Below are 23,271 nucleotides of genomic sequence, written 5' to 3'. Positions count from 1 at the left end.
GTTGCGTGATTCCGCTCAGTTTCCCCTCAGGAACGGGTTAAAGTCCCGCGAAAGGGGGCCACATGGGGCAGTTCTTCACGGCGGCACTGGATTTTCCCGTCGTTCTGCTGACCATCCTGCTGGTCGTCGTCCTCGTCTTCTGGCTGCTGGCCGCTTTCGGCGTGGCGGACACGGACTGGGTCGAGCTGGACATCGGCGGCGTGCCCGCGACGGTCGGCGCTTCGCTGATGGTCGTGTTCTCGTGGTTCGCGTGCCTGGCGGGCACCGTCCTGTTGCGACCGTCGACGGCGGTGGGCGCGGCCGTGCTGGCCGGGTCGCTCGTCGTGGGGCTGGTGCTGGCCCGGCTGGTGATGACGCCGTTGAAGCGGCTGTTCCCGGCCGATCCGCCCGCGTCCCGACTGGACTTCGTCGGCCGCCGGTGCGTCATCCGGACCGGCAGCGTGACGCAGACGTTCGGCCAGGCCGAGGTCACCGCCGAGGACGGCTCGTCGGCCGTCGTGCAGGTGCGGCAGCCGGGCGGGGACGCGCTGACCGCGGGCACCGCCGCGGTGATCTTCGACTACGACGCGGACGGCGAGTTCTTCTGGGTCGCCGCCCTCTGGAACGAAAGCCCTACGACCTCACTGGGGGACCACTAGATGGATGTCATCACCACCGGGTTCGGCATTCTCGTCGCCGTCATCCTGGTCGTCGTGATCGGGCTGCTAATGCTCGTCAGCCGCCTGTTCCGCAAGATCGACCAGGGCAAGGCGCTGATCATCTCCAAGGTGCGCAAGGTGGACGTCACGTTCACCGGCGCCGTGGTCCTGCCGGTGCTGCACCGCGCCGAGGTCATGGACATCTCGGTGAAGACCATCGAGATCCGCCGTGCCGCCCAAGAGGGCCTGATCTGCCAGGACAACATCCGGGCCGACATCCGCATCACGTTCTTCGTGCGGGTCAACAAGACCGTCGAGGACGTCATCAAGGTGGCCCAGGCCATCGGCACCGCGCGCGCCAGTGACGAGACCACGCTCCAGGAGCTGTTCAACGCCAAGTTCTCCGAGGCGCTGAAGACGGTCGGCAAGCAGCTCGACTTCATCGACCTCTACACCAAGCGCGACGAGTTCCGCGACCGGATCATCCAGGTCATCGGCACCGACCTCAACGGCTACAGCCTCGAGGACGCGGCGATCGACTACCTGGAGCAGACGCCGATGGCGCAGCTCAACCCGTCGAACATCCTGGACGCCCAGGGCATCCGGAAGATCACCGAGCTGACCGCGATCGAGCACGTCCGGACGAACGAGTTCACCCGGCACGAGGAGAAGGAGATCACCCGCCAGAACGTCGAGGCGCGCGAGGCGATCCTGGAGCTGGAGCGCCGCCAGGCGGACGCGGAGATCAAGCAGCACCGCGAGGTCGAGACGATGCGCGCCCGTGAGGAGGCGGAGATCGCGAAGGTGCAGGCCGAGGAGCGCCTCAAGGCCAACACCGCGCACATCCGCACCGACGAGCAGCTGGGCATCCAGACCGAGAACAAGGCGCGCGAGATCGCCGTCGCGGAGAAGAACCGCGAGCGGGTGATCGCGATCGAGACCGAGCGCATCGAGAAGGACCGGATGCTCGAGGTCATCGGCCGCGAGCGCGAGACCGAGCTGTCCCGGATCTCCGCGGACAAGGAGGTCGAGGGCGAGAAGCGGGCCATCGCCGAGGTGGTGCGCGAGCGGATCGCGGTGGAGAAGACCGTGGCCGAGCAGGAAGAGATCATCAAGCGGTTGCGCGCGGTCGAGGAGGCCGAGCGGAGCCGGCAGACGATGGTGATCCACGCCGAGGCCAAGGCGCAGGAAGGTCTCGTCAAGGACATCAAGGCCGCCGAGGCCGCCGAGCAGGCCGCGAAGTACAAGGCCCGCGAGGAGCTGGTGCTCGCCGAGGCACGCCAGCAGGCCGCCGAGCTGGACACCCGCGCCATGATCCGCCTCGCCGAGGGCAAGCAGGCCGAGGCGGCGGCGACCGGGCTGGCCGCGGTGCAGGTGCGCGAGCGCGACGCGGAGGCGACCGAGAAGGTCGGCCGCGCCGAGGCCGCGGTGGGCAAGGAGAAGGCGCTGGTCGAGGCGCTGGCGATCCGCGAGAAGCTGAAGGGCGAGGCGGAGGGCCTGGCCGACAAGGCGGGCGCGATGGCCGCGTTGGACGACGCCACCCGCGAGCACGAGGAGTACCGGCTCCGGCTGGAGGCCGACAAGGAGATCCGGCTCGCCGGGATCGACGTGCAGCGGCAGATCGCGGAGTCGCAGGCGCTGGTGCTGGCCGCGGGCCTGGAGCACGCCGACATCGACATCATCGGCGGCGACAGCATGTTCTTCGACCGGATCGTCGGCGCGATGACGGTCGGCAAGCAGGTCGACGGGTTCATGGAGCACTCGAACGTGGCGAAGTCGCTGGCCGGGCCCTGGCTCGACGGGTCGGCGAGCTTCACCGACGACATCGGCCGGCTGCTCGGCTCGCTGAACACCGGTGACGTGAAGAACCTGACCGTGTCCGCCCTGCTGCTCAAGCTGATCAACTCCGGCGGTCCGGACGAGGGCAAGCTGCGTGAGCTGTTGGCCGCCGCCCAGAACCTGGGTGTGGCCGAGCGGCCGGTCGCCTCGCTGTCGTGACCGCTCCAGTGGAGGCACCGCCGGTCGAAGCGACCTTGGAGGCCGGCACCTACGAGGTGCTGCGGGCCCGGCTGGCCGATCAGGCCGCCGGGCTCGCCCGCCGGGCGGAAACCCTCAACGCGCGCCGGCTGGAGGTGTTCGGCAGCGCCGAGCTGACGCTGCTGGGCACCGAACGCATCCGCACCGAGCACAACTGCGTCCCGCGTGACGTCGTGCAGGTGGCCGGGCTGATGCTGTTCGGCTACAACGTCTTCATCGGCCTCAAGCCGGAGACGACGGTCGACGACGTGTTCTCGCTGCACCGCTTCACCCGCGAGGGTGACGCGTTCCGGTTCGAGGACGCGGCGGACGACGAGCTGCCCGGCCTGCTCCGCGACCCGCAGTTCGAACGGGACTTCGCCGAGCTGTACCGGTACTACCGGGACACCCGGCTGATCCAGCTGCGCCGGCTGGAGGGCAGGCTGCTGGCCGTGTTCCAGACCGGCGCCCGGATCGAGGACATCCGGGTGCTGCGCTGGCAGGTCGGCGTGGACGGCACGGTCAAGTACCTGGACAACCGGGGCGAACGCGACCACGTGTTCCCGCCGTCGCACGACTTCGAGTGGATCCCGACCGGCCGCGAGCACCACGTGCTGGGCCGCCACCCGCACATCTCCATCGAGGACGAGGTCTTCGTCGAGACCATCAACGGCGACCTCACCATCAAGGTGGAGAACAACACCGAGACCGGCGAGGGCGTCTACCGGGAGCCGGTGGACGAGCCGTTGCAGTCGCTCGCGGACGGCGAGGTGCACTACGCGCGGGTCGGCTCGCTGATCCTGCTGCGCATCCGCCCGTACAACGAGACCGCGTGGCGGCACCTGGTGTTCAACACCCGGACCAGGTCCGTGGTGAAGCTGGACGGCATCGGCCAGGCGTGCCAGCGGCTGCCCGAGGACCAGGGCCTGATCTTCCCCGGCGGCTACTACCTGGCCACGGGGATCAGCAAGACGTTCGACACCCCGGTGGACGAGCTGGAGTTCGAGCGGGTCATCCGGTCCACCAACGGCGAGGACGCGCTGTACGTCTTCCACGCCCGCCGTGACGGCCGGTCGCTGCTGCTGCCGTACAACGTGATCCGCAAGGAAGTGTCGAACCCGTTGTCCTGCCACGGGTTCTCCCTGTTCGACGACGGCACGCTGGTCGTGTTCCGCGCGTCGAGCGACGAGCCGACCCGCGTGCACCCGATGCAGGTGTGGCAGACGCCGTACCTGTCCGACACGTACACCGCGGCGCAGCCCGTCGGCACCGGCCCGTTGGAACGGGTGGGCAACGCCGACCTGGTCCGCGGCATCTCCGACTGCCTGTCGGTGAGCCGGATGGTCGGCGAGATGGCGCCGTCCGTGCCGGTGTTCGAGGACTTGATCGCCTCGTGCACCAGGGTGTTCGACGCCTACCACTGGCTGGGCGAGGCGGCGCTGGAGGACCTGCGCACCCCGTTGACGGAGGTGCGCGCCACCGCCGAGCAGGTGCTGGACGAGTTCGAGACCGTGCAGGCGCTGACCGACCACGCGTCCACGGCGTTGACCGAGGCGGCCGACCGGATCGCGTCCATGGTCCGCCGGGTGCGCGGCGAGGTGCCGACGTCCGCCGACGCGTGGGTGCGGCAGCTGGCCGGCCTTCGGCAGGCGCAAGGGCACCTGGTCACGTTGAAGGAGATGCGGTACGTCGACGTGGCGCGCATCGACTCCCTGGTGTCGTCGCTGGACGACGAGCTAGGGGTGACGGCGCAGCGCGCGGTCGAGCACCTGCGCCAGGACGACGCGTTCGCCGGCTACCACGAGCAGGTCGAGGCCCTGGTCGGCAAGGCGGACGGCATCCGCACGGTCGCCGAGGCCGCCCCGCTGGTCGAGGAGCTGGGCGAGCAGCAACGCGGTCTCGAAGTGCTGACCGAGGTCGTCGGCTCGCTGGACATCACGGACGCCACCGTGCGCACGTCGATCCTGGAACGCATCGGCGAGGTGCTGGGCGGGCTGAACCGGGCACGGGCCACTGTGGACGGTCGCAGGCGTGCCCTGCTGGCCACCGAGGGCCGGGCCGAGTTCGCCGCCGAGTTCGCGCTGCTCGGACAGGCCATCACGGGCGCGCTGGCGGTCGCGGACACCCCCCAGCGGTGCGACGAGCAGCTGGGCCGGCTGCTGCTGCAGCTGGAGAACCTGGAGTCGCGGTTCGGCGAGTTCGACGACTTCCTGACCCGGCTCGGCGACAAGCGGACCGACGTCTACGAGGCGTTCTCGTCACGCAAGCAGGCGTTGCTTGACGACCGGGCCCGACGCGCCGACCGGCTCGCCTCGTCCGCCGACCGGATCCTGGTCAGCGTCACCCGGCGGGTGGCGTCACTGGCGTCGTTGGACGAGGTCAACACCTACTTCGCGTCCGACCCGATGGTGGCCAAGATCCGCTCGGTGGCGGACGAGCTGCGCGCGTTGGGCGACCAGGTGCGGGCCGAGGAGCTGGACGGCCGGGTGCTCGCCGCGCGGCAGGAGGCCGGGCGCTCGCTGCGCGACCGGCTCGACCTGTTCGACGGCGAGACGATCCGGCTCGGCAAGCACCGGTTCGCGGTGAACACCCAGCCGATGGACCTGACGCTGGTGCCGAAGGACGGCGCGCTGTCGTTCGCCATCACCGGCACCGACTTCCGCGCGCCGGTGCGTGATCCGGAGTTCGCCGACACCCAGCCGTTCTGGGACCAGCTGGTCGTGTCGGAGACCGCCGACGTGTACCGGGCGGAGCACCTGGCCGCGTCGATCCTGGCCACCCACCCGTTGGACGACCTGCACGCCGCCGTCACCGAAGAGCGGTTGTCGGACCTGGTGCGGCAGGTCGCCGAGTCGCGGCTGGACGAGGGCTACGAGCGGGGCGTGCACGACCACGACGCGGCCCGGATCCTGGACGTGCTGCTCCGGTTGCACGCTGGTGCGGGCGTGCTGCGGTACCCGCCCGGCGCCCGTGCGGCGGGGCAGCTGTTCTGGGCCTCGGCTGCCGAGGAGACGCGGGCTTCGTGGTCGCGGCGGGCGGCGTCGTTGGGGCGGGCGCGGTCGGCGTTCGGGCACACGGCGGCGATCGACGAGCTGTGCGCGGAGCTGTCGTCGCTGGCCGGTGATCCGTTGGCCGGCGAGTACCTGTTCGAGGAGCTGTGCAGCGCGCCGGTCGGGTTCGCCACGAGTGCCGGAGCGCGCGCTCTGGTGGACGCGTTCCACCAGGCGTTGGGCGGGCGCAAAGAGTTCGACGAGGACCTGCGGGCGTTCAGCGATCTCGCCGTGCGGCGGCGGCTGGTGGAGGGCTGGTACGAGGCGTTCCTGGCGGGCTCGGCCGAACCGGACCTGCCGGAGGCGGTGGCCCTGGAACTGTGCCGCGACCTGCCGCGATACGAGTCGTCCGCCCAGCTGCAGGCCACTGTGGACGGTCTGCTCGGCACGCACCCGCGGATCACCGACCGGACGTTGGGGATCCGGCTGGACGAGCTGCTGACGCGGACGCGGGTGTTCCGGGAGGAACGCGTGCCCGCCTACCGGGCGTACCAGCGTCGGCGGAACGAGGTCGTGGCGCGTGAACGGGCTCGGCTCAGGTTGGACGAGTTCCAGCCGAAGGTGATGAGCGCGTTCGTCCGCAACCGGCTGCTGGACGAGGTGTACCTGCCGCTGATCGGCGACAACCTGGCCAAGCAGCTCGGCGCGGCGGGCGACTCGAAGCGCACCGACCAGATGGGCCTGCTGCTGCTCATCTCACCGCCCGGCTACGGCAAGACGACGTTGATGGAGTACGTCGCCAACCGGCTCGGGCTGGTGTTCGTCAAGGTCAACGGCCCGTCGCTGGGCCACGACGTGACGTCGGTCGACCCGGCCGACGCGCCCAACGCCACCGCGCGGCAGGAGGTCGAGAAGATCTCGTTCGCGCTGGAGGCCGGCAACAACGTCCTGCTGTACCTGGACGACATCCAGCACACGTCACCGGAGCTGTTGCAGAAGTTCATCTCGCTGTGCGACGCGCAGCGGCGGATGGAAGGCGTGTGGGACGGCGGCACGCGCACGTACGACATGCGTGGCAAGCGGTTCGCGGTGTGCATGGCCGGCAACCCGTACACCGAGTCGGGGCAGCGGTTCCGGATTCCGGACATGCTCGCCAACCGCGCGGACGTGTGGAACCTGGGCGACGTGCTGTCCGGGCGCGAGGACCTGTTCGCGTTGAGCTACATCGAGAACGCGCTGACGTCGAACCCGGTGCTCGCGCCGCTGTCCACCCGTGACCGGGGTGACATCGAGCTGCTGGTGCGGATGGCGCGGGGCGAGGACGTGCGGGCGGACCGGCTGGCGCACCCGTACACGTCGGTGGAGTTGGAACAGGTGCTGTCCGTGCTGCGGAAGCTGCTGCGCGTGCAGGGGGTCGTGCTGGCGAACAACCAGGCGTACATCGCCTCGGCCGCCCAGTCCGACGCGTCGCGGGTCGAGCCGCCGTTCCAGTTGCAGGGCTCGTACCGGAACATGAACAAGCTGGCGGAGAAGGTCGTGCCGGTGATGAACGACGCCGAGCTGGCCGCCGTGATCGACGACCACTACGTGGGTGAAGCGCAGACGTTGACGTCCGGCGCCGAGGCGAACCTGCTCAAGCTGGCCGAACTGCGCGGGACCCTGACGCCCGCCCAGTCCGCCCGCTGGCAGGAGGTGAAGTCGGGCTACCTCCGCGCCCAGGCCCTGGGCGGCTCGGACGACGACCCGATGAGCCGCGCGGTGGGCGCCGTAGCCCTCCTGTCCGACCGCGTCGGCACCGCCCTCGACCGCCTGGCCCCTCCCGAGCGTTGAATTCACCCGTTCCGAACGTAGGACACGGTCGTTCCGAACGTAGGACTCACCCGCACCGAACGTAGGACTCACCCCCAACCCGCGTGAGTCCTACGTTCAGAACGCGTGAGTCGTACGTTCAGGACCACCGTGTCCTACGTTCAGGACCCCTGAATTCAACGCTCAGGACGGCGGCGCGGGTCAGTCGGAGCGTTCGCAGGCGATGCCGTCGTGGTCGCGGTCGAGGTAGTGGTGGTCCCAGCCGACCACTTCGATCTTGGTGGTGCCCTGGTCGTACAGCCACTCGCACTTGCGCCACACCCCACGCGGGAAGCGCTTCGGCACGCACGGGCCCTCGGTCACGTACGCGGGGTCGCAGTGGTCGTCCGAAGTCGGTGGGGAGGAAGACGTGGTCTCCTCCGGAACGCTGGACGACGGTGGCGGCGGCGGCTCGGTGGTCGTCGGCACGACGGTGGTCGTAGCCGGAACGGGACGAGGCTGCGGCGGTGGCGGGATGGCGATCACCGCGGGAGTCGTGGGACGAGTCGCCTGGATCGTGGTGGTGTAACTCGCGCTCAGCACTCCGGGCACCGCGGGACTCGCGTCGACCCGACGCACGTCCACCGGCCGGGGCTCGTTGACCGTGAGCGCCACGGACACGAGTCCACCGGTCGCGAGTAACAGCGCGACCCCGGCGAAGGCGACGCTCTTGCCATTGCTCATCCCAGCACCCGCTTCGACGCTCCACGGTGTCACGTGAAATCGTTCGCCAGGCGAAAGGCGTTACGCCCCAGCCCGTTACGCCGTCAGCCCGCTAAGGCCGCCTCGAACGGGTGACGTCAACCGCCGCACGTGACACCATCGGCCGAGTGGACGCAGGGCTGCTCGGACCCGGAACGGTGACCTGGCAGCTGCACGCCGACCCCGCGATGTGGGTCGCCGGCATCGCCAGCCTCTACCTCCAAGCCCTGCACCCGCGCGCCGTCGCCGCCATCGTGCAGAACTCGAACTTCCGACAGGACCCGCTCGGCCGCCTAAGGCGCACCGCGAGCTTCGTCGGCACGGTCAGCTACGGCTCCACCGAAGAGGTCGAACGGGCCGCCGCACGGGTCCGCGACCTGCACCGCACCCTCCGCGCGAAGGACGCCACCGGCAGGACGTTCCGCATCGACGACCCCCACCTGCTGCTCTGGGTCCACTGCGCCGAGGTCCACAGCTTCGTCACGGTCCTGCGCCGCGCCGGCTACCGCCTCACCGACACCCAGGTCGACCGCTACTACGACGAACAGCGCCGCAGCGCCGCACCGCCGCCCTCGTCGGCCTGCACGAGGACGAAGTGCCCGGCAGCGCCCGCGAGATGAGCGACTACTTCGCCGCGATGCTCCCCGAGCTGAAGCGCACCGAGGACTCCGAGACCGTGTACCGGTTCCTGCGCCGCCCGCCAGTCACCGGCGTGCTGCGCCTTGGCCTGGACGCCTACGAACCGCTGCTGGGCCACCTCGCGTACTCCGTGCTGCCCCCGTGGGCCATCGCCCTGCACGGCCACCGCCCGTACCCCGAACCGGCCGCCACCGCCCTCCTGCGCGGACTTCGGACCGCCGCACTGCTCGTGCCCGCGCCGATCCGCTGGAGCATGCCCGAAGGTCACGTGAACAAGGCCATCCGCCGGCTCGGCTGCCACGTGGCGCCCAGGCGTTCGCAGCTGCCCAGGTAGACTGAACGGCCTAGTGAGTTGGGCCACTGCGACCTTTGCGGCACCTGTTTTCACAGTCACTTTGCTTAGCATGGGCAACGTCCGGTGCGTCGATCCGCGCCTGCGCCGAGAGCCCGAGTCCGAGCACCCCGAGAGGCCCCAGCTCATGCTGTTCCGAAGAATGCTGCCCGCGACCGCGCTGGTCACCGCCCTCACCCTGACCGCCGCGTGCGGCAGCGAGAGCGGCGACACCCTGGCCGGCAAGGCCGACGACGGCGAGCTCACCATCGGCATCCGGTTCGACCAACCGGGCCTGGGGCAGCGCAGGCTGGACGGCAAGTACGTCGGCTTCGACGTGGACGTCGCCAAGTACGTGGCGGCCCAGTTCGGCGTCGACGAATCCGGCATCACGTGGAAGGAAGCCCGCTCCGCCGACCGGGAGAAGCTGATCGAGGACGGCGCCGTGGACTTCGTCGTCGCCACCTACTCGATCACCGACAAGCGCAAGGAGCAGGTGTCGTTCGCCGGCCCCTACTTCCAGACCGGCCAGGGCGTGCTGGTGCGCTACACCGACGACCAGATCGCCGGTCCCGAGACGCTGAACGGCAAGAAGCTGTGCTCGGTCGCCGGCTCGACGTCCGCGCAGAAGGTCAAGGAGCAGTTCGCGCAGGACGTGCAGCTGGTCGAGTACGGCCAGTACTCCGACTGCGTCGTCGCGCTGCTCGCGGAGAACGTCGACGCGGTGACCACCGACGAGGTGATCCTGGCCGGGTACGTGGCGGAGAACCCCGAGCTGCTCAAGCTCGTCGGCGAACCGTTCACCACCGAGCGGTACGGCATCGGCCTCGCCAAGAGCGACGCGAAGGGCCGCGCGGAGGTCAGCGCGGCCATCGAGAAGATGGTCGGCTCCGGCGAATGGCGGTCCGCGCTGGAGCGGAACATCGGCCAAGCGGACGTGCAGCTGCCCGAACCGCCCAAGGTGACCGAGAAGTAGATCCTGGGTGGACCAAAGGCTTCCGGGCAGTAGTGCTGGGCGTGGCCAACCGATACGCTCAGCCACGCAGGCCGTGGTTTCTGTGTTCGTGTCTCACGCTCGCGGAACGACACGCGGGCGTGCCGCCTCCGCTCCCGTTGGTGGGGGAAAACGCCCCGGGACGGCCGGGGCTGCACGGTGCAGCCCCAAGCTTCCCTGCGATGGAGGCAGGTACATGGCACTGGGCACTGTCAAGTGGTTCAACTCCGAAAAGGGCTTCGGCTTCATCGCGCAGGAGAACGGCGGGCCGGACGTCTTCGTGCACTACTCGGAGATCCAGGGTCAGGGGTTCCGCACCCTGGAGGAGAACCAGCGGGTCGAGTTCGAGATCGGTCAGGGCACCAAGGGTCCGCAGGCCCAGAACGTGCGCAAGGTCTGATCGCGGCGATCGTTCCAGCACCACCACGTTCGAGCACCACAACGTTCGAGCACCACAACGTTCCAGCACGACGCAGGCCCCCGACCGGGATGGTCGGGGGCCTGTCTGCGTGTGGAACTTCTAGAAGCCGCGCTGGCGGGCTTCCCACTCCAGTCGCTGCATGACCCATTCGGTGGCCAGCGCCTGGGGGGACGTCTGCCGCTCGGCGGCCAGTTCCTTCAGCTGCTCGTTCGCCATCAGCTGGAGGCGGAGCTGGTAGACCTGCGCGTTGCCGAAGCTGGTGCCGGCGGTCGTCTCCGCGTCGGTCGTCTCCGGCGCGAGGGCCGCGAGGTACGACTCCAGCTCGTCGTCGGCGGGCACGACTTCGTCTTCACGGTCGGACGGGCGGTGGCGGCCGGACTTCGACCGCCCAAGGGATCCAAGAGGCACCGCGTCACGATAACGGTTGGATTGCGGAGCCGCTCAAACTGTGGCTTGGGTCACAGATGTGTGCATGGAGGGGCCCCCGCGCCAGGGGGAGGAACGCGGGGGCCGGAGGGGATCTCCACAGGCGCTGACCGGGGGTGTGTCAGCAATTCGGATTGTTGCACGCGCAGGTGGGACTGGGGAGTGGGTTGGACCGAAATCTTCAGGTAGTCGATGGCGGAAACCCGTACCCGGCCCCGATGTGGCCCTTCGGACCGCACCGGCGGTGATACCCCTATGGGGTAGTCGGGGTAGTCGGATCGTCCGGCGGGGGCTCCAGGTTCGTGATCTCGCCCTCGAGTCGCTGCACCAGGTCCTCCAGGCCCGCGAGCATCCCGTCGAGCTGGCTCATCTTGTCGTTCATCAACCGGTCGATGTCCGCCTCGATCGCGGACAGCGAGAGGCTGCCGAACAACTCCTGCGGGTTCGGCGGCACGGTTCCCGCGCCCGCTCCGCCTTCGGCTTGCGCTTCGGGTCCAGTCGCGTCTGGCTCAGTCGCGTCGGGCCCGGTTGCTTCGGCTCCGTCCGCCTCGGACGCCGCCTGCTCGGGTTCCGCCGGTTCGGCAGGTGCTGGTTTGGACTCCGCCGGCTCAGGCTCCGCCGGCTTGGGTCCAGTGGCCGCGGCGTCCATCGGCTCGGGTCCGGTGGCCGCGGCGTCCGCCGGGGGCGTCTCGGGCTGATCGGACCGCTCGGGTGTCTTGGTCGGCTCGGTCGGCTGCTGTTCCGCCGCGGACGGGTCCGCGGCCGGCGGGGTGACGGCCGCGGCATCCGTCACGGCGGGTTCCGGCGTCTGCCCCGGTACCGGTTCGGTCATGGGTTGCACCCTCCTCGTTCGCGTCAAGCACATCACGGGACGCTTGACACCGACTGGCCTACACGGAAAGTGACGCTCCGTTGCCCCCGAATCACTCTGCGGGGGGCTGCGGTGGTCCGACGGGCTCGCTTAGCCTCGCGCCAACCTCAAGTCGGGGAGGCGTCATGAGCGGGTCCCTAGAAATGCGTCAGTTCCTGTGGAACCAGGACGACACGATGTCCAGGCCGGGCGGCGGTGGGGTGCCGACCCAGCGGACAGGCGAGCCATCGCGGATCTCGGACGAGCAGGTGCACCGGGCCAGGCTCTCGGTGGCGCGCGGTGCCACCAGTGCCGAGGACTGCCGGTTGCTGCTCGACATGCTCGGGTTGTCACCGGGCGAGGACGGGGGCGCGCCGCCCGTGCAGCGGTAGGACGTGCGGCCGTCGGCCCCTCCCGGACCCGTCCGAGAGGGGCCGATGCCACCGTGCGCGCGGTGGAATCGCAGGTCAACAACTTGTGCCACCCCCGTTTTGGAGGTGTGGACACTCGTGCCCTATGCTTACGATGCTTCCACCGGACAGCGTGGAGGGCCTGGGAAGATGGTGGCCCAAGGGCTGCCGGAGGAACTTAGGTCCCCATCGTCTAGCGGCCTAGGACCCCGCCCTTTCAAGGCGGTAGCGCGGGTTCGAATCCCGTTGGGGGCACGTAGTACAGTTAGTCGAGTACAGTGAGAAGCAGTAAAGCAAGGCCCAGTGGCGCAGTTGGTTAGCGCGTCGCCCTGTCACGGCGAAGGTCGCGGGTTCGAGTCCCGTCTGGGTCGCAAGGCAGTTCGGCCGGTTGGTCGAGCCGCTACCTGGCCAGGTAGCTCAGTTGGTACGAGCGACCGCCTGAAAAGCGGTAGGTCGGCGGTTCGACCCCGCCCCTGGCCACCAGACCCGTTCGAGAAAGCCCCTTGCTGATGCGAGGGGCTTTTCTCATTTCTCCGCAGAAAATCGGATGACGGCCAACGCCTGATCGTCGTGGACTTTAGGCCGCGGCCACTTCTGCCGATCGGCATCTCGCACTTCCGCCGCGCGAATCTCGTCCAAGACCGCTTCCGGTCCCATTTTCGCTGTGACGTCCAACACGGTTTTCCAGTCGAACAACTCGTAGTCGTCCACGCCGCAGGACACGCCGTCCGTCGCCATCACGACTGCCCGCACCCGATCGCGCGGCCAACTCGCGCGGACCGCCCGATGTGCGGCGGCCGAATCCGCCTCGGCCACCCACCAGCCGTGCTCGCGGTTGCGCCAGTCCGTGATCCGGTCGACCTTGCCGCGCAGGTCACGCAGCCGGTTGTCCGCGACGACCTCGAAGCCGGCGTCGGTGAACACCACCACCGGGCTGTCGGCGAGCACGAGCACGTCCACGGTGGTGTCGGTCCAGCGCGTGATCGCGACCGTGCTCGACGGTGAATCCCCCGGGGTCAGGCCGTGGTGGCGGGCGAGGCGTTCGATGGCACGGGCCAGGTCGTCGGCGAGATCGCCGTCCAGGCAGGTCCGGTCGGCTCCCAGTTCCTCGGCCAAGTGCCGCGAATGCCAGCCGCCGTCCCGTTCGCGCGGGGTCGGCGAGGTGGCGCCGTCCAGCAGGACCACGGCGTTCGACAGTCGGACGATGCGGTCCTCGGTGGGGCGCGGCAAGCCGTCCCGGCCCACTCCGGGCCGTTCGGCGGTGGTGATCTCCGGCATCGACGTCGAGCCTAGTGCGTCAACCTGGGTTGACAAACCGGCGCTTGTCAACCAAAGTTGACGGCATGACGGAGGCAACCGAGCTCGCCTCGGCGGCGGGCGACCAAGACCCCAGGGTCGGGCTGCGAGCGGTGAGCGCGCTGCGCCGACTACTGGAAACACTCGAAGTCGTGCAGGTGCGCAACGCTCGTGCCCGCGGCTGGTCCTGGCAGGAGATCGCGGCCGAACTCGGGGTCACCCGGCAGGCCGTCCACAAGAAGCACGGGGGAGACCGATGATCGGGGAACGGTTCACCAGGGCCGCGCGCCAGACCGTCCACGAGGCGGTGGTGCAGGCCGAACGGCTCGACTCGTCCGAGATCGGGCCCGAACACCTGGCGTTGGCGCTGCTCGACGCGCCCGTGCTGGCCGAGTTCGCGCTGCCACGCGACGAAGTGGTCGACGCGTTCGCGGCGGCACGGCGCAAGGGCGGGCTCAGCGACGCCGACACCGAGGCATTGCGAGGCCTGGGAATCGACGTCGACCAGATCGTGGCGTCGGTCGAACGGTCGCACGGTGAAGGTGCGCTGGCCGGTGCGCCACGACGTCGGCGGCGGTTCTTCGGCAACCACCTGCCGTTCACGGCAGCGGCGAAGAACACGTTGGTGCGCAGCCTGGTCGAGGCACGCGAGCTCGGCCACGGCACGCTCGGCCAGGAGCACCTGTTGTTGGCGCTGCTGGCCGAGCGCGGGTTGGTGGCCGAGGTGCTGGAGGCGCGCGGGGTGAGTTACACGGAGGTCAGGAAGCGGGTCGCTCGTTCGCCCAGGTGACCAGGGGGAGGAACGCCTGGGTCAGTGGCCCGATCGTGACGGCGTAGAGGACCGTGCCCACGCCGATCGTGCCGCCGAGGAGCCAGCCGATCGCCAGCACGGTCAGTTCCACGACGGTTCGGACCAGGCGCAACGAGGTCCCGGTCCGCGCGCAGAAGCCGGTCGTCAGGCCGTCGCGCGGGCCGGGGCCGAGGCGGGCTCCGATGTAGACGGCGGCGGCCACGCCGTTCAGCACGATGCCGGCGGTGAGGAAGAGGATGCGCGGCAGGAGTTCGACCGGGTTCGGCAGGATGGCCAGGCTGACGTCCACCGCGACGCCGATGACGATCACGTTGCTGATCGTGCCGACGCCGGGTCTCTGTCTGAGCGGGATCCAGCAGAGCAGGACCACGAGGCCGACGAGCGCGGTGATCGTGCCGAAGGACAAGCCGGTGATCTTGGTCAGGCCCTCGTGCAGCACGTCCCACGGGTCGAGGCCGAGGGTGGCGCGGATCTGGAGCGCCATGCTCGCGCCGTAGAGCCAGAGCCCGGCGAGGAGTTGGGGGATGCGGCGGAGCGGCGAGACGGTGACCGGGACCTGGGTGAGTGCGGCGAGCATGTGGCTATCCTTCGTCGAGATTGGCCTTGTATTCCAGAGCCAATCGGCAATAATTGGCCTTATGAATCGCAACGTCCCACCAGGTGGACGTATATCCGGCTTCCGTCTGGCCCGATTGCTCGGTGAGTGGCGACGTCGTGGCACACGTCACGGCTCGGCGGACCTGGCCGCCGCGGTCCGGATGCTGGTGCTGGACGGCCGCCTGCCCGCGGGTACGCGGTTGCCGGCGGAACGTGAGCTGGCCGAGGTGCTGCCGGTGAGCCGGACCATGATCACGGCCGCACTGGACCAGCTGCGGGCGGAAGGTCTGGTCGCGAGTCGGCGCGGGGCGGGGTCGTGGATCAGCCTGCCGACCGGGAGTCTGGGGGTGGCGCCGGACACCCCGTTGGTTGGGCAGAGCATGGTCGACTTCGCCCGTGCCGCGCCGCCTGCGTTGCCGGGGTTGCTGGCGGCGTTCGACCAGGTCCGGCGGTCGCTGCCGGAGTACCTGGCCGATCACGGCTACTACGAGCACGGGTTGCCTGAGCTGCGGAAACGTATCGCGGACCGGTATGCGGCGCGTGGGCTGCCGACGTCGCCGAACCAGATCGTGATCACGAGCGGCGCGCAGCACGCGCTGGCGTTGGCGCTGCGGCTGCTGACCGGTCCGGGCGACCGGGTGCTGGTCGAGCAGCCCAGCTACCCCAACGCTTTGGACGCGATCAAGGCCGTTTCGGCCATCCCGGTGCCGGTGGCGATGACCGACACCGGCTGGGACCTGCCCGGCATCGCGGCGGCCCTGCGCCAAGCCGCGCCCCGCATGGCGTACGTCGTGGTCGACTTCCACAACCCCACCGCGCACCGTCTGGACGCCGAGGGTCGAGCCGAACTGGCCGACATAGCCCGCCGCGCCCGCACACCGCTGGTGGTGGACGAGACCGTCGTCGAACTGGACCTGGACGGCGACCCGTTGGACGGCCCGCCGCCGATGGCGTCGTTCGCCGAGGACCTGGTCGTGACGTTGGGCTCGGCGAGCAAATCCCACTGGGGCGGCCTGAGGATCGGCTGGATCCGAGCCACCCCCGAAGTAGTCCACCGCTTGATCTCCACCCGCACGGCCCTGGACCTGGGCTCCGCGGTGGTGGAGCAGCTGGTGTTGGCGGAGCTGATGGCCGACCCCGAACCGGCGCTACGTGAACGCCGCGCCCAGCTCGCGGCCCAACGCGACGTGCTGATCGAGGGCCTGCGCGAACACTGCCCGGCTTGGCGTTTCCGCACGCCTTCGGGCGGGCTCAGTGTGTGGTGTGAGCTGGACGCGCCGGTGAGCACGCGCATCGCGGTCGTCGCGCAGAATCACGGCATCCGCTTGGCGCCGGGGTCGCGCTTCGGCGCACACGGTGGCTTCGAGCGCTGGCTCCGGCTGCCGTTCGTCCAGCCCCCGGACGTCCTGCGCGACGCCGCCCGCCGGCTTGGTCTGGTGGCGGCGTCGGTGGCCGGTACGGGGCCGGCGGGCGAGGCTGACGTCACCGTTCCTGTCGCCTAGGCGCCTGCCGACTGTCCCGCTGCCTGTGTCCCGCGGCCTGAGTCCCTGCCGCTTGCGTCCTGTCACCCGTGTCCCTGCCGCCTGTGCCTGTCTCCGGGGCGTTTCGCTGCTGTCTCGCGGGGCGGTGGCTGGCTGGAGGTGTGTCGGGTGGAGGTGTGTCGGGTGGTTGGCGGGACTCCTCATGGTTTAACCGAGGTGCGGTAACAGTGTTTCCGTACATATTTCGGTGATGATCACCCGATTGTGTACGCGATTCCCGTCGGGTCCCGGCGCAGCCCCTCGATGAGCCGGAACCCGACGGTGGAACGTGGACCTGCGGCGGGGACGCTCCAGGGATTGGCGTCCCCTGCCGCAGGTTCCCGTGCGATCCCTTCGCCGCGGGGGCAGCGCGGCGATGGGACCTTGCCCGTTCCTGCCAGGGCGCGGTCGGCAGGACGGGAAGTCTGGGGCGTGCGCCAGCGCGTCAATTGCTGCGAAGCGACTGCACGGCTGCGCGACGGTGTTAATGCGGGATATGACTGGCAGACGGTCGTTTCACGTGTGCTCTGGGCACACGGGTCCTGTCTGACTCAGTCGGGTGACGTGCTGGGCAGCCCGGGAACGCTGCCTGGAGATCGCCCGCCGTCCCACCGCTCGGTCGACCACGCCGCCAACGGCTTCGGGTCGGACTGGCTGCTGAACGACGCGATGAGGCCACCGCGGTGACCACCACCGCTGTCCGCACTGCTCGAAGACGACGCAGTCGGCGCACTGGGCGCCGGCGCCTGGTTCGGCGTGGGTGCGGGGGCACTGGGGTTCGGCACCTCCCAGACCACGTCGGCGTTCGACGTGGTCTGGGAGACCGGTGAAGCGGATACGGGCAGCAGGTCCAAGCCGGCCAGTGCGGTTGCGCGAACGGCCGTCGGGGCTGGAGCTGCCGTCGGGGGCGGCAGTGCGACGGGCGGCGCCGAAGCTGCTGCCCGGGCCGCTGCCTTCGCGGCCACCTTCGCCTCGTACAGCGGGGCGGGCATGGTGTTCGACACCGAGCCCGAGTGGCTGTAGTTGCTGCTCCCGGACGTGAATCCGGGGTGGGTGTACTCGTCGTCCTCGTACGGATCGGCGTACGGCGCGTCCGCGTTCGGGTCGGAGTACGGGGTGGAGTACGGATCGGAGTGCGGAGCGCGTGAGTCGTCGGTCGACGGTGCGTCCAGCAGGGACGGCAACCCGACTTCGAGGGCGGCTTCGAACGGGCGCTCGTTGACCGCGAGTGGGCGGTCGAGGCGGCCGTCCAGGGGGCCGTCGAAGGGGCGGCAGTCCGCTGCGAAGGCACTGTGGTCGAACGTCGGGAGGCCGAGCAGGTCGGACGCCGGCAGGTCGGCTAGCAGCGGGTCGGACGCCAGTGGGTCGGCGAGCAGTGGGTCGGCGGTGGCCGACTGCTGCTCGCCCAGCGCCACGTTCACCGCGTCGAGCGTCGTCGCGATCTCGTCCGGGTGATCTTCGCCGGCCGAGGCGAGCCCGGCGCACGCGAGCCAGGCCGCCGTGGCCAACCCGCCGACGGCGAGCGCCCGGAGCAGCGCCGACCCGCTGCGGCGCACCGCGTCGGAGACAGCCACTGTGGATCACCACCGTTCCGGGTACGGCGAACGGGACGGACCGTTCGAGGTCGACGTTCTGCTATGTCTAGCACTGGTAACCGAATTTTCGAACGATCTGCGCCGGAACCCACTCGGAAGGGCGGTGGGGTGCGGCTGTCCGGGTTGTCACACCCGCCGCTGACCACAGTCCGTCGTGTTCACCGCATCGGATCATCCCCACCGAAGTCCCTTGTGGACGCCCATCCCGTGTCCGCAATGGACGCCTGAGCAGTGGATTCGGTGCACGCAGTCCCATTAGTCCATTCGAGTGTCGTCCCGTCGAGTGGCACGGCTCATCCCGCGCCAACGCACACGAAGCCGAGATCACCGTGTCGGGCCTGCGCGTCCGCAAGCGCTTGCGCCGGGTTCGCCAAGCCGTCGTGCAAGTCGACCATCAGGTCCACCACCCGGTCGTCCGGCACCGCCCGCACGCTCTCCACGACCACCCGCGCACCACGCCGCAACAACACCCGCGCCAAACCGGACTCGCACGCCGACAGCACCACGACCGACGGCACCCGCGCCAAGCCGTTGAGGTCGTGCCCGTCCAACGGCCCGTCGTCCAGTTGGAGGTACGAGAACAAGTCGTCCTGCCGCACGCCGTGCGCGGCGAAGTGCGCGACGTCCACGTGGACCATCTCGCGCAACGTCTCGTCCACCGTGGAACAGGAACGACCGCCGTGCGTCCTCCGCAACGCCTCCACCTCCCGGTGCGCGTGCAGCAGACTCGGCCCGGCGACCCAGAGGCGGTTCGCCAGCGCCAACGGCCGGGTGCTCGCCCGGTGCCAACAACTCGCCGAGGGCGCCACCGACAACGCCCTCCCGGCGGCGGACGGCAGCGCGGCCCACGGCATGCGCTCCAGTTCCGGGCTCGGGACGATCACCAGCGGCCGGTCGCCCGCCGGCCGCAGCAGGCGGTCGAGGTCGGCTATCGCGTGCGGCGCCACGGCGAGTGACAGCGAACGAACGTGCCGACCTGTCGTCCGGGCTTCGCCGAAATCGTGCAGCCGCACCCGACCGGCGGCGACGGACACCGCCAGCAGCTGTCCCCGATGGCTGATGAAGTGCAGCAACGCTTTGTCCCCCAACGCATCCACCACGTCAGCCAGCGGAACGGCCGGTCGCCGGACCACGCGCGGGACGTGGGAGAGCCGGCGGATCTCGCGTTCCAGCCGTGCGATCCGGTCCCGATCACGCCGCACCCTGGCCAGGCGCAGTTCGGCGCGCACCGAGGCGACCTCGGGCGGGACGTCCGGCGGGCACACCGGTCGGTGTTCGCTCCAGCGCCACGCGGATCGGGCGTCGCCGCTGGTCAGGGCATGGTCAAGGGCGATGTCCACCAGGTCTCCGTGGGTGTCGGGGTCGTGCAGCGCCAACCCGGCCCGGCACGCGGCCACCGCGTCACGCCGGGTCTCCGCGAGCCGTGCGCGGGCCAGCCAGCCGATGGCCCGGGACCGGGACGTGCCCTGGTGCCGGTGCGCCGCCGCCTGCGAGGGCGCGTGGGTGAGTCGCAGTTCGGCCGCGTCGTCGTAGTGCCCGTGCCGGTCGCACGCATCGGCCACCGCAAGAGGTGAACCGGACGCACCCGCACGCAACGCCACGGCTTGCGCGGCCGGTATCCACGACGGCCGGTTCTCCGCGCGGAACAGGGTTTCGGCCTCGTCGGTCAACGCGCGAGCCGCGGTGAGGTCGTTGTCCCGCAACGCACACCGTGCGGCGAGCAGCAGCGCTTCGGGCAGTCGGGAGAAGTTGACCGCCTGCCGCAGCACGACGTTCGCCTCACGCACCAGACCGGTGTTGAGCAGCGCTTCCGCGTGGCCGACGAGGGCCAGCGAACGGTCGGGCGTCATGCGACGAACCACGGCGTGGCGTGCTCACGGCCGTCACCGCGCAGCACGAACCTGACCGGCCCGAACGGCACGCGGTCGACGTGGAACCAGCCGGCCGGGTCGATCACGGCCGTCACCTCGCCACCCGGCCAGCGCGCCACCGCCACCGCACCGGCGCGGGCCAGCCCGGTGGCGTGCAGGCCACCCGTCACGTGGTCGAGGCGCAGGTCGAGGCCGGTGAAGGCCAACGTGCGGGTGCCGCCCCTGCCCCGCATGCCTGGCGGATCGACCCGGGCCGAGTCGGACAAGAGCCGCATCGCGGTCCCGCCGGTGCGTTCGTCGAGAGCCGATCGTGCTTGCGCGGCAAGGGTTCGCGGTGTCGGGTCGAGGTTGTCGACGAGGTGGGCGAGGGCGTCGAGGAGTTCACGGTCGGTGGTCATCGGGCCACCTCGACGCCGATGCGTCGGCGCAACACGGCCAGGCACCGGCCGCGGGTCGCGCCCAGGCTGTTGACCGGGATCCCGACCGCCTCGGCGACCTGCGTGAACGACAGTTCCGGCGCGAACGCCGCCAGCCGCAGGATCTCCCGGCACCGGTCCGTCAACGTCGCGTACGCGCGCCACAACCTCGGCCCGGCGTCACCCGCCACCGCCGCGTCCTCGGGTGTCGGCCGGTCGTCGGGCGGTTCCCACAGGTCGAGCGGTTCCTCCCGACCGCGCAGGCGCAGCACGGTCAGCGTCTCGCGCCGGGCCGTCGTGACCAGCCACGCGCCCAGCCGCTCGGGGCGGCGGATGCGGGTCAGGTTCTCGGCCAGCGCCAGCCAGGTGGCCTGGCAGACGTCGGCCGCGTCGTCCGGGTTCAGCCGGTGCGAACGCGGCACCGCCCAGACCAGGCGGACGTACCGGCGGACGATCTCGTGCCACGCGGTCTCGTCGCCGGCCTGGGCGAGCGTGAGCAGTTCAGTGTTGGTCCGATCTTGCATGCTCGTTGAGAGCACCCGGCCTGACCTGGGGATACCGTGGCCATCCGATGGTGTGGTCGGGGGAACCCGCGATCGTTCCGTCGCGTCGCTATTCGGTTCGCGGCGTCGGTTCGCCGCGTCGGTTCGCAGCGCGTCGCTATTCGGTTCTCAGGCTGGTCGGGTGGATCGCCGTGCGCAGCGCCGGCAACGTGCACAGCGTCACCACGAGGACGACGACCGCCGCCGCGGCGACCGTGGTGGCGATCTCGGTCCAGTCGACGCGGAACCGCTCCGCGGGCACCACGAGCCACGCCGTGCCGAGACCGATCGGGATGGCCAGCCCGATGCCGAGCGCCGCCGGTATCGCGGACTGCCACAGCGCGGACACCGCGAGGACCTTCGGCGGCACGCCGTTCGCGGCCAGCACCGCCGTGGGCCGGCGGCGTTCGAAGACCTGGTCCACGGCCGCCGCGGCGAGCCCGATCACGGCCAGCAGGGTGAGCAGCACCGATCCGCCGATGACGCCGCTGCGCAGGGACGTGAACAGCTCGACCTGTCCGGCAGGACGGCGGAGGATCACGCCCCGGTCCGCGCGGCCGGTGGCGGCCAGCAACCGGTCACCGAAGGACTCGTCCGGATCGCCCCGGACGACGAGCTCGATCGGCGGGATAGCCGCCAGCACCGGATCGGCTCCGCCCGCGACGAACAGCGCTTCCTCGGACAGCGCTTCCGTGCGCTCGGACACCTCGGACACCTCGGACACCTCGGGCACTGACTTGTACTGCGGCACGGTCCACTGCTGCCCGTTGACGATCAGCTTCGTGCCGGGCGCGGGGCCGGGGCCGACCAGGTACGCGGAGCCGGTCGTGCAGTCCTCGACCTTCAGCCGTTCGACGATCTCGGCGCAGTCGGTGCTGATGACGGCGGTGCCCCCGGCACTGGCGACGCGCACTTCGCTGACCTGCCGCACGCCGCCGACCAGCGCGATCGCCTCCTCCAGCGACCGGACCGGGGTGCGGTCGGGCAGGTCGAGCACCCAGCGGCCCGGGGTGTCGGACGGTGGGGCGGCGGTGAACTGGGCCGCCACGCCGAGCAGCACCTGCAACGTCAACGACCCGGTGAGCACGACGACGACACCGGCCAGGACGCGAGGTGTGCCGGCGTCGAAGCGGAGGGTGCGCAGGGCGAGCATCGGGGCGATGCCGTCCGGTTCCAGGCGGTGCGCGACCTTGCCGACCAACCACGGCAGCACCGCGCCCGTGCCCGCGAGGATCAACGTGACGCCGATCCCGAGACCGACGGCGAGGCTCGGGTCCTCCATCACCTGCCAGTAGCTGCCGACCGCGGTGATCACCACGATCAGCAGGGCGCCCGCGCCGATCAGCCCGAACCGCCACCACGCCCGGTGCTTCGGGAGTTCGACGGCACGGGACAGCCCGAGCGGGCCGACGTCCTCCGTGCGCAGGGCGAGCAGGGCCGACACCACGGCGACCACCGGCACGCCCACCGCGATCAACGCCCCGAGCAGTGGGTCCGGCAGCAGGTCGGTCGGGAAGAAGCCCACTCCTTCGACCTCGATGAACCGGGCCAGCGGCCGGGCGGCGAAGAACAGCGCCACGCCGACGAACAACCCGAGCACGGCCCCCGTCAACGTCTCGCCGCTCGCGATCCAGCGGATCTGGTTGCGGGACGCGCCGACCAGCCGGATCGCGGCCAGGCGTTGTTCACGGCCGGTCGCGCCGAGGCGGGTGGCGACCAGGATGAAGATGCCCAGCGGCACGAGCAGCGCCCCGATCGCGGCGACCATCAGCAGCCGGTAGATCGGCAGGAGGGTCGACCGGGGCCGGTCGCCGCCGAAGCCGGTGGCCGGGTGGGCGGTGTCGAGGTGGGCGTCGGGCAGGCCCGCGTAGAAGATCAGGGACTTCGGTCTGGGCAGGCCGGCGTCCGCGATCACGCCGATGACGCTCTCCGGGAAGCGGGCGCGGACCGAGTCGTCGGTGCGCATCAGGTCGAGCAGTTCGGGGGACACGACCAGTTCGCCCGGTCTGGGGACGCGGCCGACGCCGGGTGGCAACGGCGCGTCGGGTGCGGTCGCGGCCAGTTCCACGCCGGTGATCAGACGGCCTTGCCAGGAGACGCTGACGTGCCGCGCCTTGAGGGTGGGAGCCGACGTGGCCGACGTGAGGGACGCCGCTTGGACGCGTTCGGACTTGGCCTCGCGGGCCGGGCCGATGGACGCGGCCAGGAGCAGGACGGTGACGCCGAGGCCGACACCGGCGGCGGTGAGCGCCAACCTGGCCCAGGACGTCCGGCTGCCCCCGACAGCCAGTCGGATGCCGAGGACCAGGTCGGCGGCCCACCTCATCGGAGCGCGTCCTGAGTGCTCCGGTCGTCTCC

The 23,271-nt window shown here is 70.4% G+C and carries 21 protein-coding genes and 3 tRNA genes; 14 read left to right on the top strand and 10 right to left on the bottom strand.

The features are described 5' to 3' along the window. Window positions 1–62: 62 nt before the first annotated feature. From F4560_RS30560 to F4560_RS30550, 3 genes are read left to right on the top strand one after another with little or no spacing between them, the layout of a single operon-like run. A complete protein-coding gene (locus F4560_RS30560) occupies window positions 63–638 on the top strand; it encodes a hypothetical protein (RefSeq protein ID WP_184925953.1) in 576 nt (191 codons plus the stop codon). Further along, a complete protein-coding gene (locus tag F4560_RS30555) occupies window positions 639–2,636 on the top strand; it encodes an SPFH domain-containing protein (RefSeq protein WP_184925950.1) in 1,998 nt (665 codons plus the stop codon). Continuing rightward, entirely contained in the window at window positions 2,633–7,474 is a 4,842-nt protein-coding gene (locus F4560_RS30550; RefSeq protein WP_312869571.1) for a DNA repair ATPase, read from the top strand. Before F4560_RS30555 ends, F4560_RS30550 begins: the two co-directional genes overlap by 4 nt. A gap of 180 nt (window positions 7,475–7,654) precedes the next feature. Here F4560_RS30550 and F4560_RS30545 read toward each other — a convergent pair whose 3' ends face one another. After that, window positions 7,655–8,176: an excalibur calcium-binding domain-containing protein gene (locus F4560_RS30545; protein WP_184925947.1), complete on the bottom strand. Its 522-nt coding sequence runs from the start codon at window positions 8,174–8,176 to the stop codon at window positions 7,655–7,657. A gap of 146 nt (window positions 8,177–8,322) precedes the next feature. Here F4560_RS30545 and F4560_RS45025 point away from each other — a divergent pair, with 146 nt between their 5' ends. The 4 genes from F4560_RS45025 to F4560_RS30530 all read left to right on the top strand — a co-directional run bounded on the left by F4560_RS45025 (window position 8,323) and on the right by F4560_RS30530 (window position 10,558). Continuing rightward, window positions 8,323–8,814: an oxygenase MpaB family protein gene (locus tag F4560_RS45025; RefSeq protein ID WP_312869570.1), complete on the top strand. Its 492-nt coding sequence runs from the start codon at window positions 8,323–8,325 to the stop codon at window positions 8,812–8,814. Next, on the top strand, window positions 8,811–9,167 hold the full coding sequence (locus F4560_RS45020; RefSeq protein ID WP_376775362.1) for an oxygenase MpaB family protein: 357 nt from the start codon (window positions 8,811–8,813) through the stop codon (window positions 9,165–9,167). Before F4560_RS45025 ends, F4560_RS45020 begins: the two co-directional genes overlap by 4 nt. 145 nt (window positions 9,168–9,312) lie before the next feature. Further along, complete coding sequence (locus F4560_RS30535; RefSeq protein WP_184929490.1) at window positions 9,313–10,140, top strand: glutamate ABC transporter substrate-binding protein; 828 nt, start codon at window positions 9,313–9,315, stop codon at window positions 10,138–10,140. 214 nt (window positions 10,141–10,354) lie between these two features. After that, entirely contained in the window at window positions 10,355–10,558 is a 204-nt protein-coding gene (locus F4560_RS30530; protein ID WP_015105489.1) for a cold-shock protein, read from the top strand. A 120-nt stretch (window positions 10,559–10,678) separates the two neighbouring features. Here F4560_RS30530 and F4560_RS30525 read toward each other — a convergent pair whose 3' ends face one another. Further along, window positions 10,679–10,987, bottom strand: a complete 309-nt coding sequence (locus F4560_RS30525) for a hypothetical protein (protein ID WP_184925944.1) — start codon at window positions 10,985–10,987, stop codon at window positions 10,679–10,681. Window positions 10,988–11,258: 271 nt separating this feature from the next. Further along, a complete protein-coding gene (locus F4560_RS30520; RefSeq protein ID WP_184925941.1) occupies window positions 11,259–11,837 on the bottom strand; it encodes a hypothetical protein in 579 nt (192 codons plus the stop codon). Window positions 11,838–12,001: 164 nt separating this feature from the next. On the opposite strand from F4560_RS30520, the gene F4560_RS30515 reads away from it, so the two are divergent. From F4560_RS30515 to F4560_RS30500, 4 genes are all read left to right on the top strand, one after another. Then, a complete protein-coding gene (locus F4560_RS30515; RefSeq protein ID WP_033436564.1) occupies window positions 12,002–12,247 on the top strand; it encodes a hypothetical protein in 246 nt (81 codons plus the stop codon). A gap of 200 nt (window positions 12,248–12,447) precedes the next feature. After that, window positions 12,448–12,520, top strand: a tRNA-Glu gene (locus F4560_RS30510). 42 nt (window positions 12,521–12,562) lie between these two features. Further along, a tRNA-Asp gene (locus tag F4560_RS30505) sits at window positions 12,563–12,636 on the top strand. 35 nt (window positions 12,637–12,671) lie between these two features. Continuing rightward, a tRNA-Phe gene (locus F4560_RS30500) sits at window positions 12,672–12,748 on the top strand. A gap of 42 nt (window positions 12,749–12,790) precedes the next feature. On the opposite strand, the gene F4560_RS30495 is transcribed toward F4560_RS30500, so the two are convergent. Continuing rightward, a complete protein-coding gene (locus F4560_RS30495) occupies window positions 12,791–13,543 on the bottom strand; it encodes a protein phosphatase 2C domain-containing protein (protein WP_184925938.1) in 753 nt (250 codons plus the stop codon). A gap of 65 nt (window positions 13,544–13,608) precedes the next feature. Between F4560_RS30495 and F4560_RS30490 the strand changes: the two genes are divergently transcribed. Together F4560_RS30490 and F4560_RS30485 are read left to right on the top strand one after the other, a co-directional pair. Then, window positions 13,609–13,821, top strand: coding sequence for a helix-turn-helix domain-containing protein (locus tag F4560_RS30490; protein WP_184925935.1), 213 nt, complete (start codon window positions 13,609–13,611; stop codon window positions 13,819–13,821). Beyond that, the gene (locus tag F4560_RS30485) at window positions 13,818–14,351 is read left to right on the top strand and encodes a Clp protease N-terminal domain-containing protein (RefSeq protein ID WP_184925932.1); all 534 of its coding nucleotides are present in this window, start codon (window positions 13,818–13,820) and stop codon (window positions 14,349–14,351) included. Before F4560_RS30490 ends, F4560_RS30485 begins: the two co-directional genes overlap by 4 nt. On the opposite strand, the gene yczE is transcribed toward F4560_RS30485, so the two are convergent. Beyond that, a complete protein-coding gene (gene yczE, locus F4560_RS30480; protein WP_184925929.1) occupies window positions 14,320–14,949 on the bottom strand; it encodes a membrane protein YczE in 630 nt (209 codons plus the stop codon). The genes F4560_RS30485 and yczE overlap by 32 nt on opposite strands. Window positions 14,950–15,010: 61 nt before the next feature. On the opposite strand from yczE, the gene yczR reads away from it, so the two are divergent. Then, on the top strand, window positions 15,011–16,471 hold the full coding sequence (gene yczR / locus F4560_RS30475) for a MocR-like transcription factor YczR (protein ID WP_184925926.1): 1,461 nt from the start codon (window positions 15,011–15,013) through the stop codon (window positions 16,469–16,471). Between the two features lie 569 nt (window positions 16,472–17,040). Here the strand turns inward: yczR and F4560_RS30470 are convergent. From F4560_RS30470 to F4560_RS30450, 5 genes are all read right to left on the bottom strand, one after another. After that, window positions 17,041–18,063 (bottom strand): hypothetical protein, encoded by a 1,023-nt coding sequence (locus tag F4560_RS30470; RefSeq protein ID WP_184925923.1) that lies wholly within the window; start codon window positions 18,061–18,063, stop codon window positions 17,041–17,043. Between the two features lie 314 nt (window positions 18,064–18,377). Further along, window positions 18,378–19,934 (bottom strand): CHAT domain-containing protein, encoded by a 1,557-nt coding sequence (locus F4560_RS30465; protein ID WP_184925920.1) that lies wholly within the window; start codon window positions 19,932–19,934, stop codon window positions 18,378–18,380. Further along, entirely contained in the window at window positions 19,931–20,353 is a 423-nt protein-coding gene (locus F4560_RS30460; RefSeq protein WP_184925918.1) for a hypothetical protein, read from the bottom strand. The genes F4560_RS30465 and F4560_RS30460 overlap by 4 nt, the downstream gene beginning before the upstream one ends. Further along, window positions 20,350–20,895, bottom strand: a complete 546-nt coding sequence (locus F4560_RS30455; protein ID WP_184925916.1) for an RNA polymerase sigma factor — start codon at window positions 20,893–20,895, stop codon at window positions 20,350–20,352. The genes F4560_RS30460 and F4560_RS30455 overlap by 4 nt, the downstream gene beginning before the upstream one ends. A 136-nt stretch (window positions 20,896–21,031) precedes the next feature. After that, window positions 21,032–23,239: an FtsX-like permease family protein gene (locus F4560_RS30450; RefSeq protein ID WP_184925914.1), complete on the bottom strand. Its 2,208-nt coding sequence runs from the start codon at window positions 23,237–23,239 to the stop codon at window positions 21,032–21,034. Window positions 23,240–23,271 lie beyond the last annotated feature (32 nt).

This window comes from Saccharothrix ecbatanensis (assembly GCF_014205015.1).
Taxonomy (GTDB): domain Bacteria; phylum Actinomycetota; class Actinomycetes; order Mycobacteriales; family Pseudonocardiaceae; genus Actinosynnema; species Actinosynnema ecbatanense.
Note: the sequence above shows the minus strand (reverse complement) of the source record. Positions and strands in the feature narration are given on the sequence as shown.

Coding starts and splice junctions, on each gene's coding strand:
- F4560_RS30450 (WP_184925914.1), bottom strand. CDS start 23,239: ATGAGGTGGGCCGCCGACCTGGTCCTCGGCATCCGACTGGCTGTCGGG.
- F4560_RS30455 (WP_184925916.1), bottom strand. CDS start 20,895: ATGCAAGATCGGACCAACACTGAACTGCTCACGCTCGCCCAGGCCGGC.
- F4560_RS30560 (WP_184925953.1), top strand. CDS start 63: ATGGGGCAGTTCTTCACGGCGGCACTGGATTTTCCCGTCGTTCTGCTG.
- F4560_RS30465 (WP_184925920.1), bottom strand. CDS start 19,934: ATGACGCCCGACCGTTCGCTGGCCCTCGTCGGCCACGCGGAAGCGCTG.
- F4560_RS30535 (WP_184929490.1), top strand. CDS start 9,313: ATGCTGTTCCGAAGAATGCTGCCCGCGACCGCGCTGGTCACCGCCCTC.
- F4560_RS30485 (WP_184925932.1), top strand. CDS start 13,818: ATGATCGGGGAACGGTTCACCAGGGCCGCGCGCCAGACCGTCCACGAG.
- F4560_RS30530 (WP_015105489.1), top strand. CDS start 10,355: ATGGCACTGGGCACTGTCAAGTGGTTCAACTCCGAAAAGGGCTTCGGC.
- F4560_RS30555 (WP_184925950.1), top strand. CDS start 639: ATGGATGTCATCACCACCGGGTTCGGCATTCTCGTCGCCGTCATCCTG.
- yczE (WP_184925929.1), bottom strand. CDS start 14,949: ATGCTCGCCGCACTCACCCAGGTCCCGGTCACCGTCTCGCCGCTCCGC.
- F4560_RS30515 (WP_033436564.1), top strand. CDS start 12,002: ATGAGCGGGTCCCTAGAAATGCGTCAGTTCCTGTGGAACCAGGACGAC.
- yczR (WP_184925926.1), top strand. CDS start 15,011: ATGAATCGCAACGTCCCACCAGGTGGACGTATATCCGGCTTCCGTCTG.
- F4560_RS30490 (WP_184925935.1), top strand. CDS start 13,609: ATGACGGAGGCAACCGAGCTCGCCTCGGCGGCGGGCGACCAAGACCCC.
- F4560_RS30520 (WP_184925941.1), bottom strand. CDS start 11,837: ATGACCGAACCGGTACCGGGGCAGACGCCGGAACCCGCCGTGACGGAT.
- F4560_RS30495 (WP_184925938.1), bottom strand. CDS start 13,543: ATGCCGGAGATCACCACCGCCGAACGGCCCGGAGTGGGCCGGGACGGC.
- F4560_RS30460 (WP_184925918.1), bottom strand. CDS start 20,353: ATGACCACCGACCGTGAACTCCTCGACGCCCTCGCCCACCTCGTCGAC.
- F4560_RS30545 (WP_184925947.1), bottom strand. CDS start 8,176: ATGAGCAATGGCAAGAGCGTCGCCTTCGCCGGGGTCGCGCTGTTACTC.
- F4560_RS45020 (WP_376775362.1), top strand. CDS start 8,811: ATGAGCGACTACTTCGCCGCGATGCTCCCCGAGCTGAAGCGCACCGAG.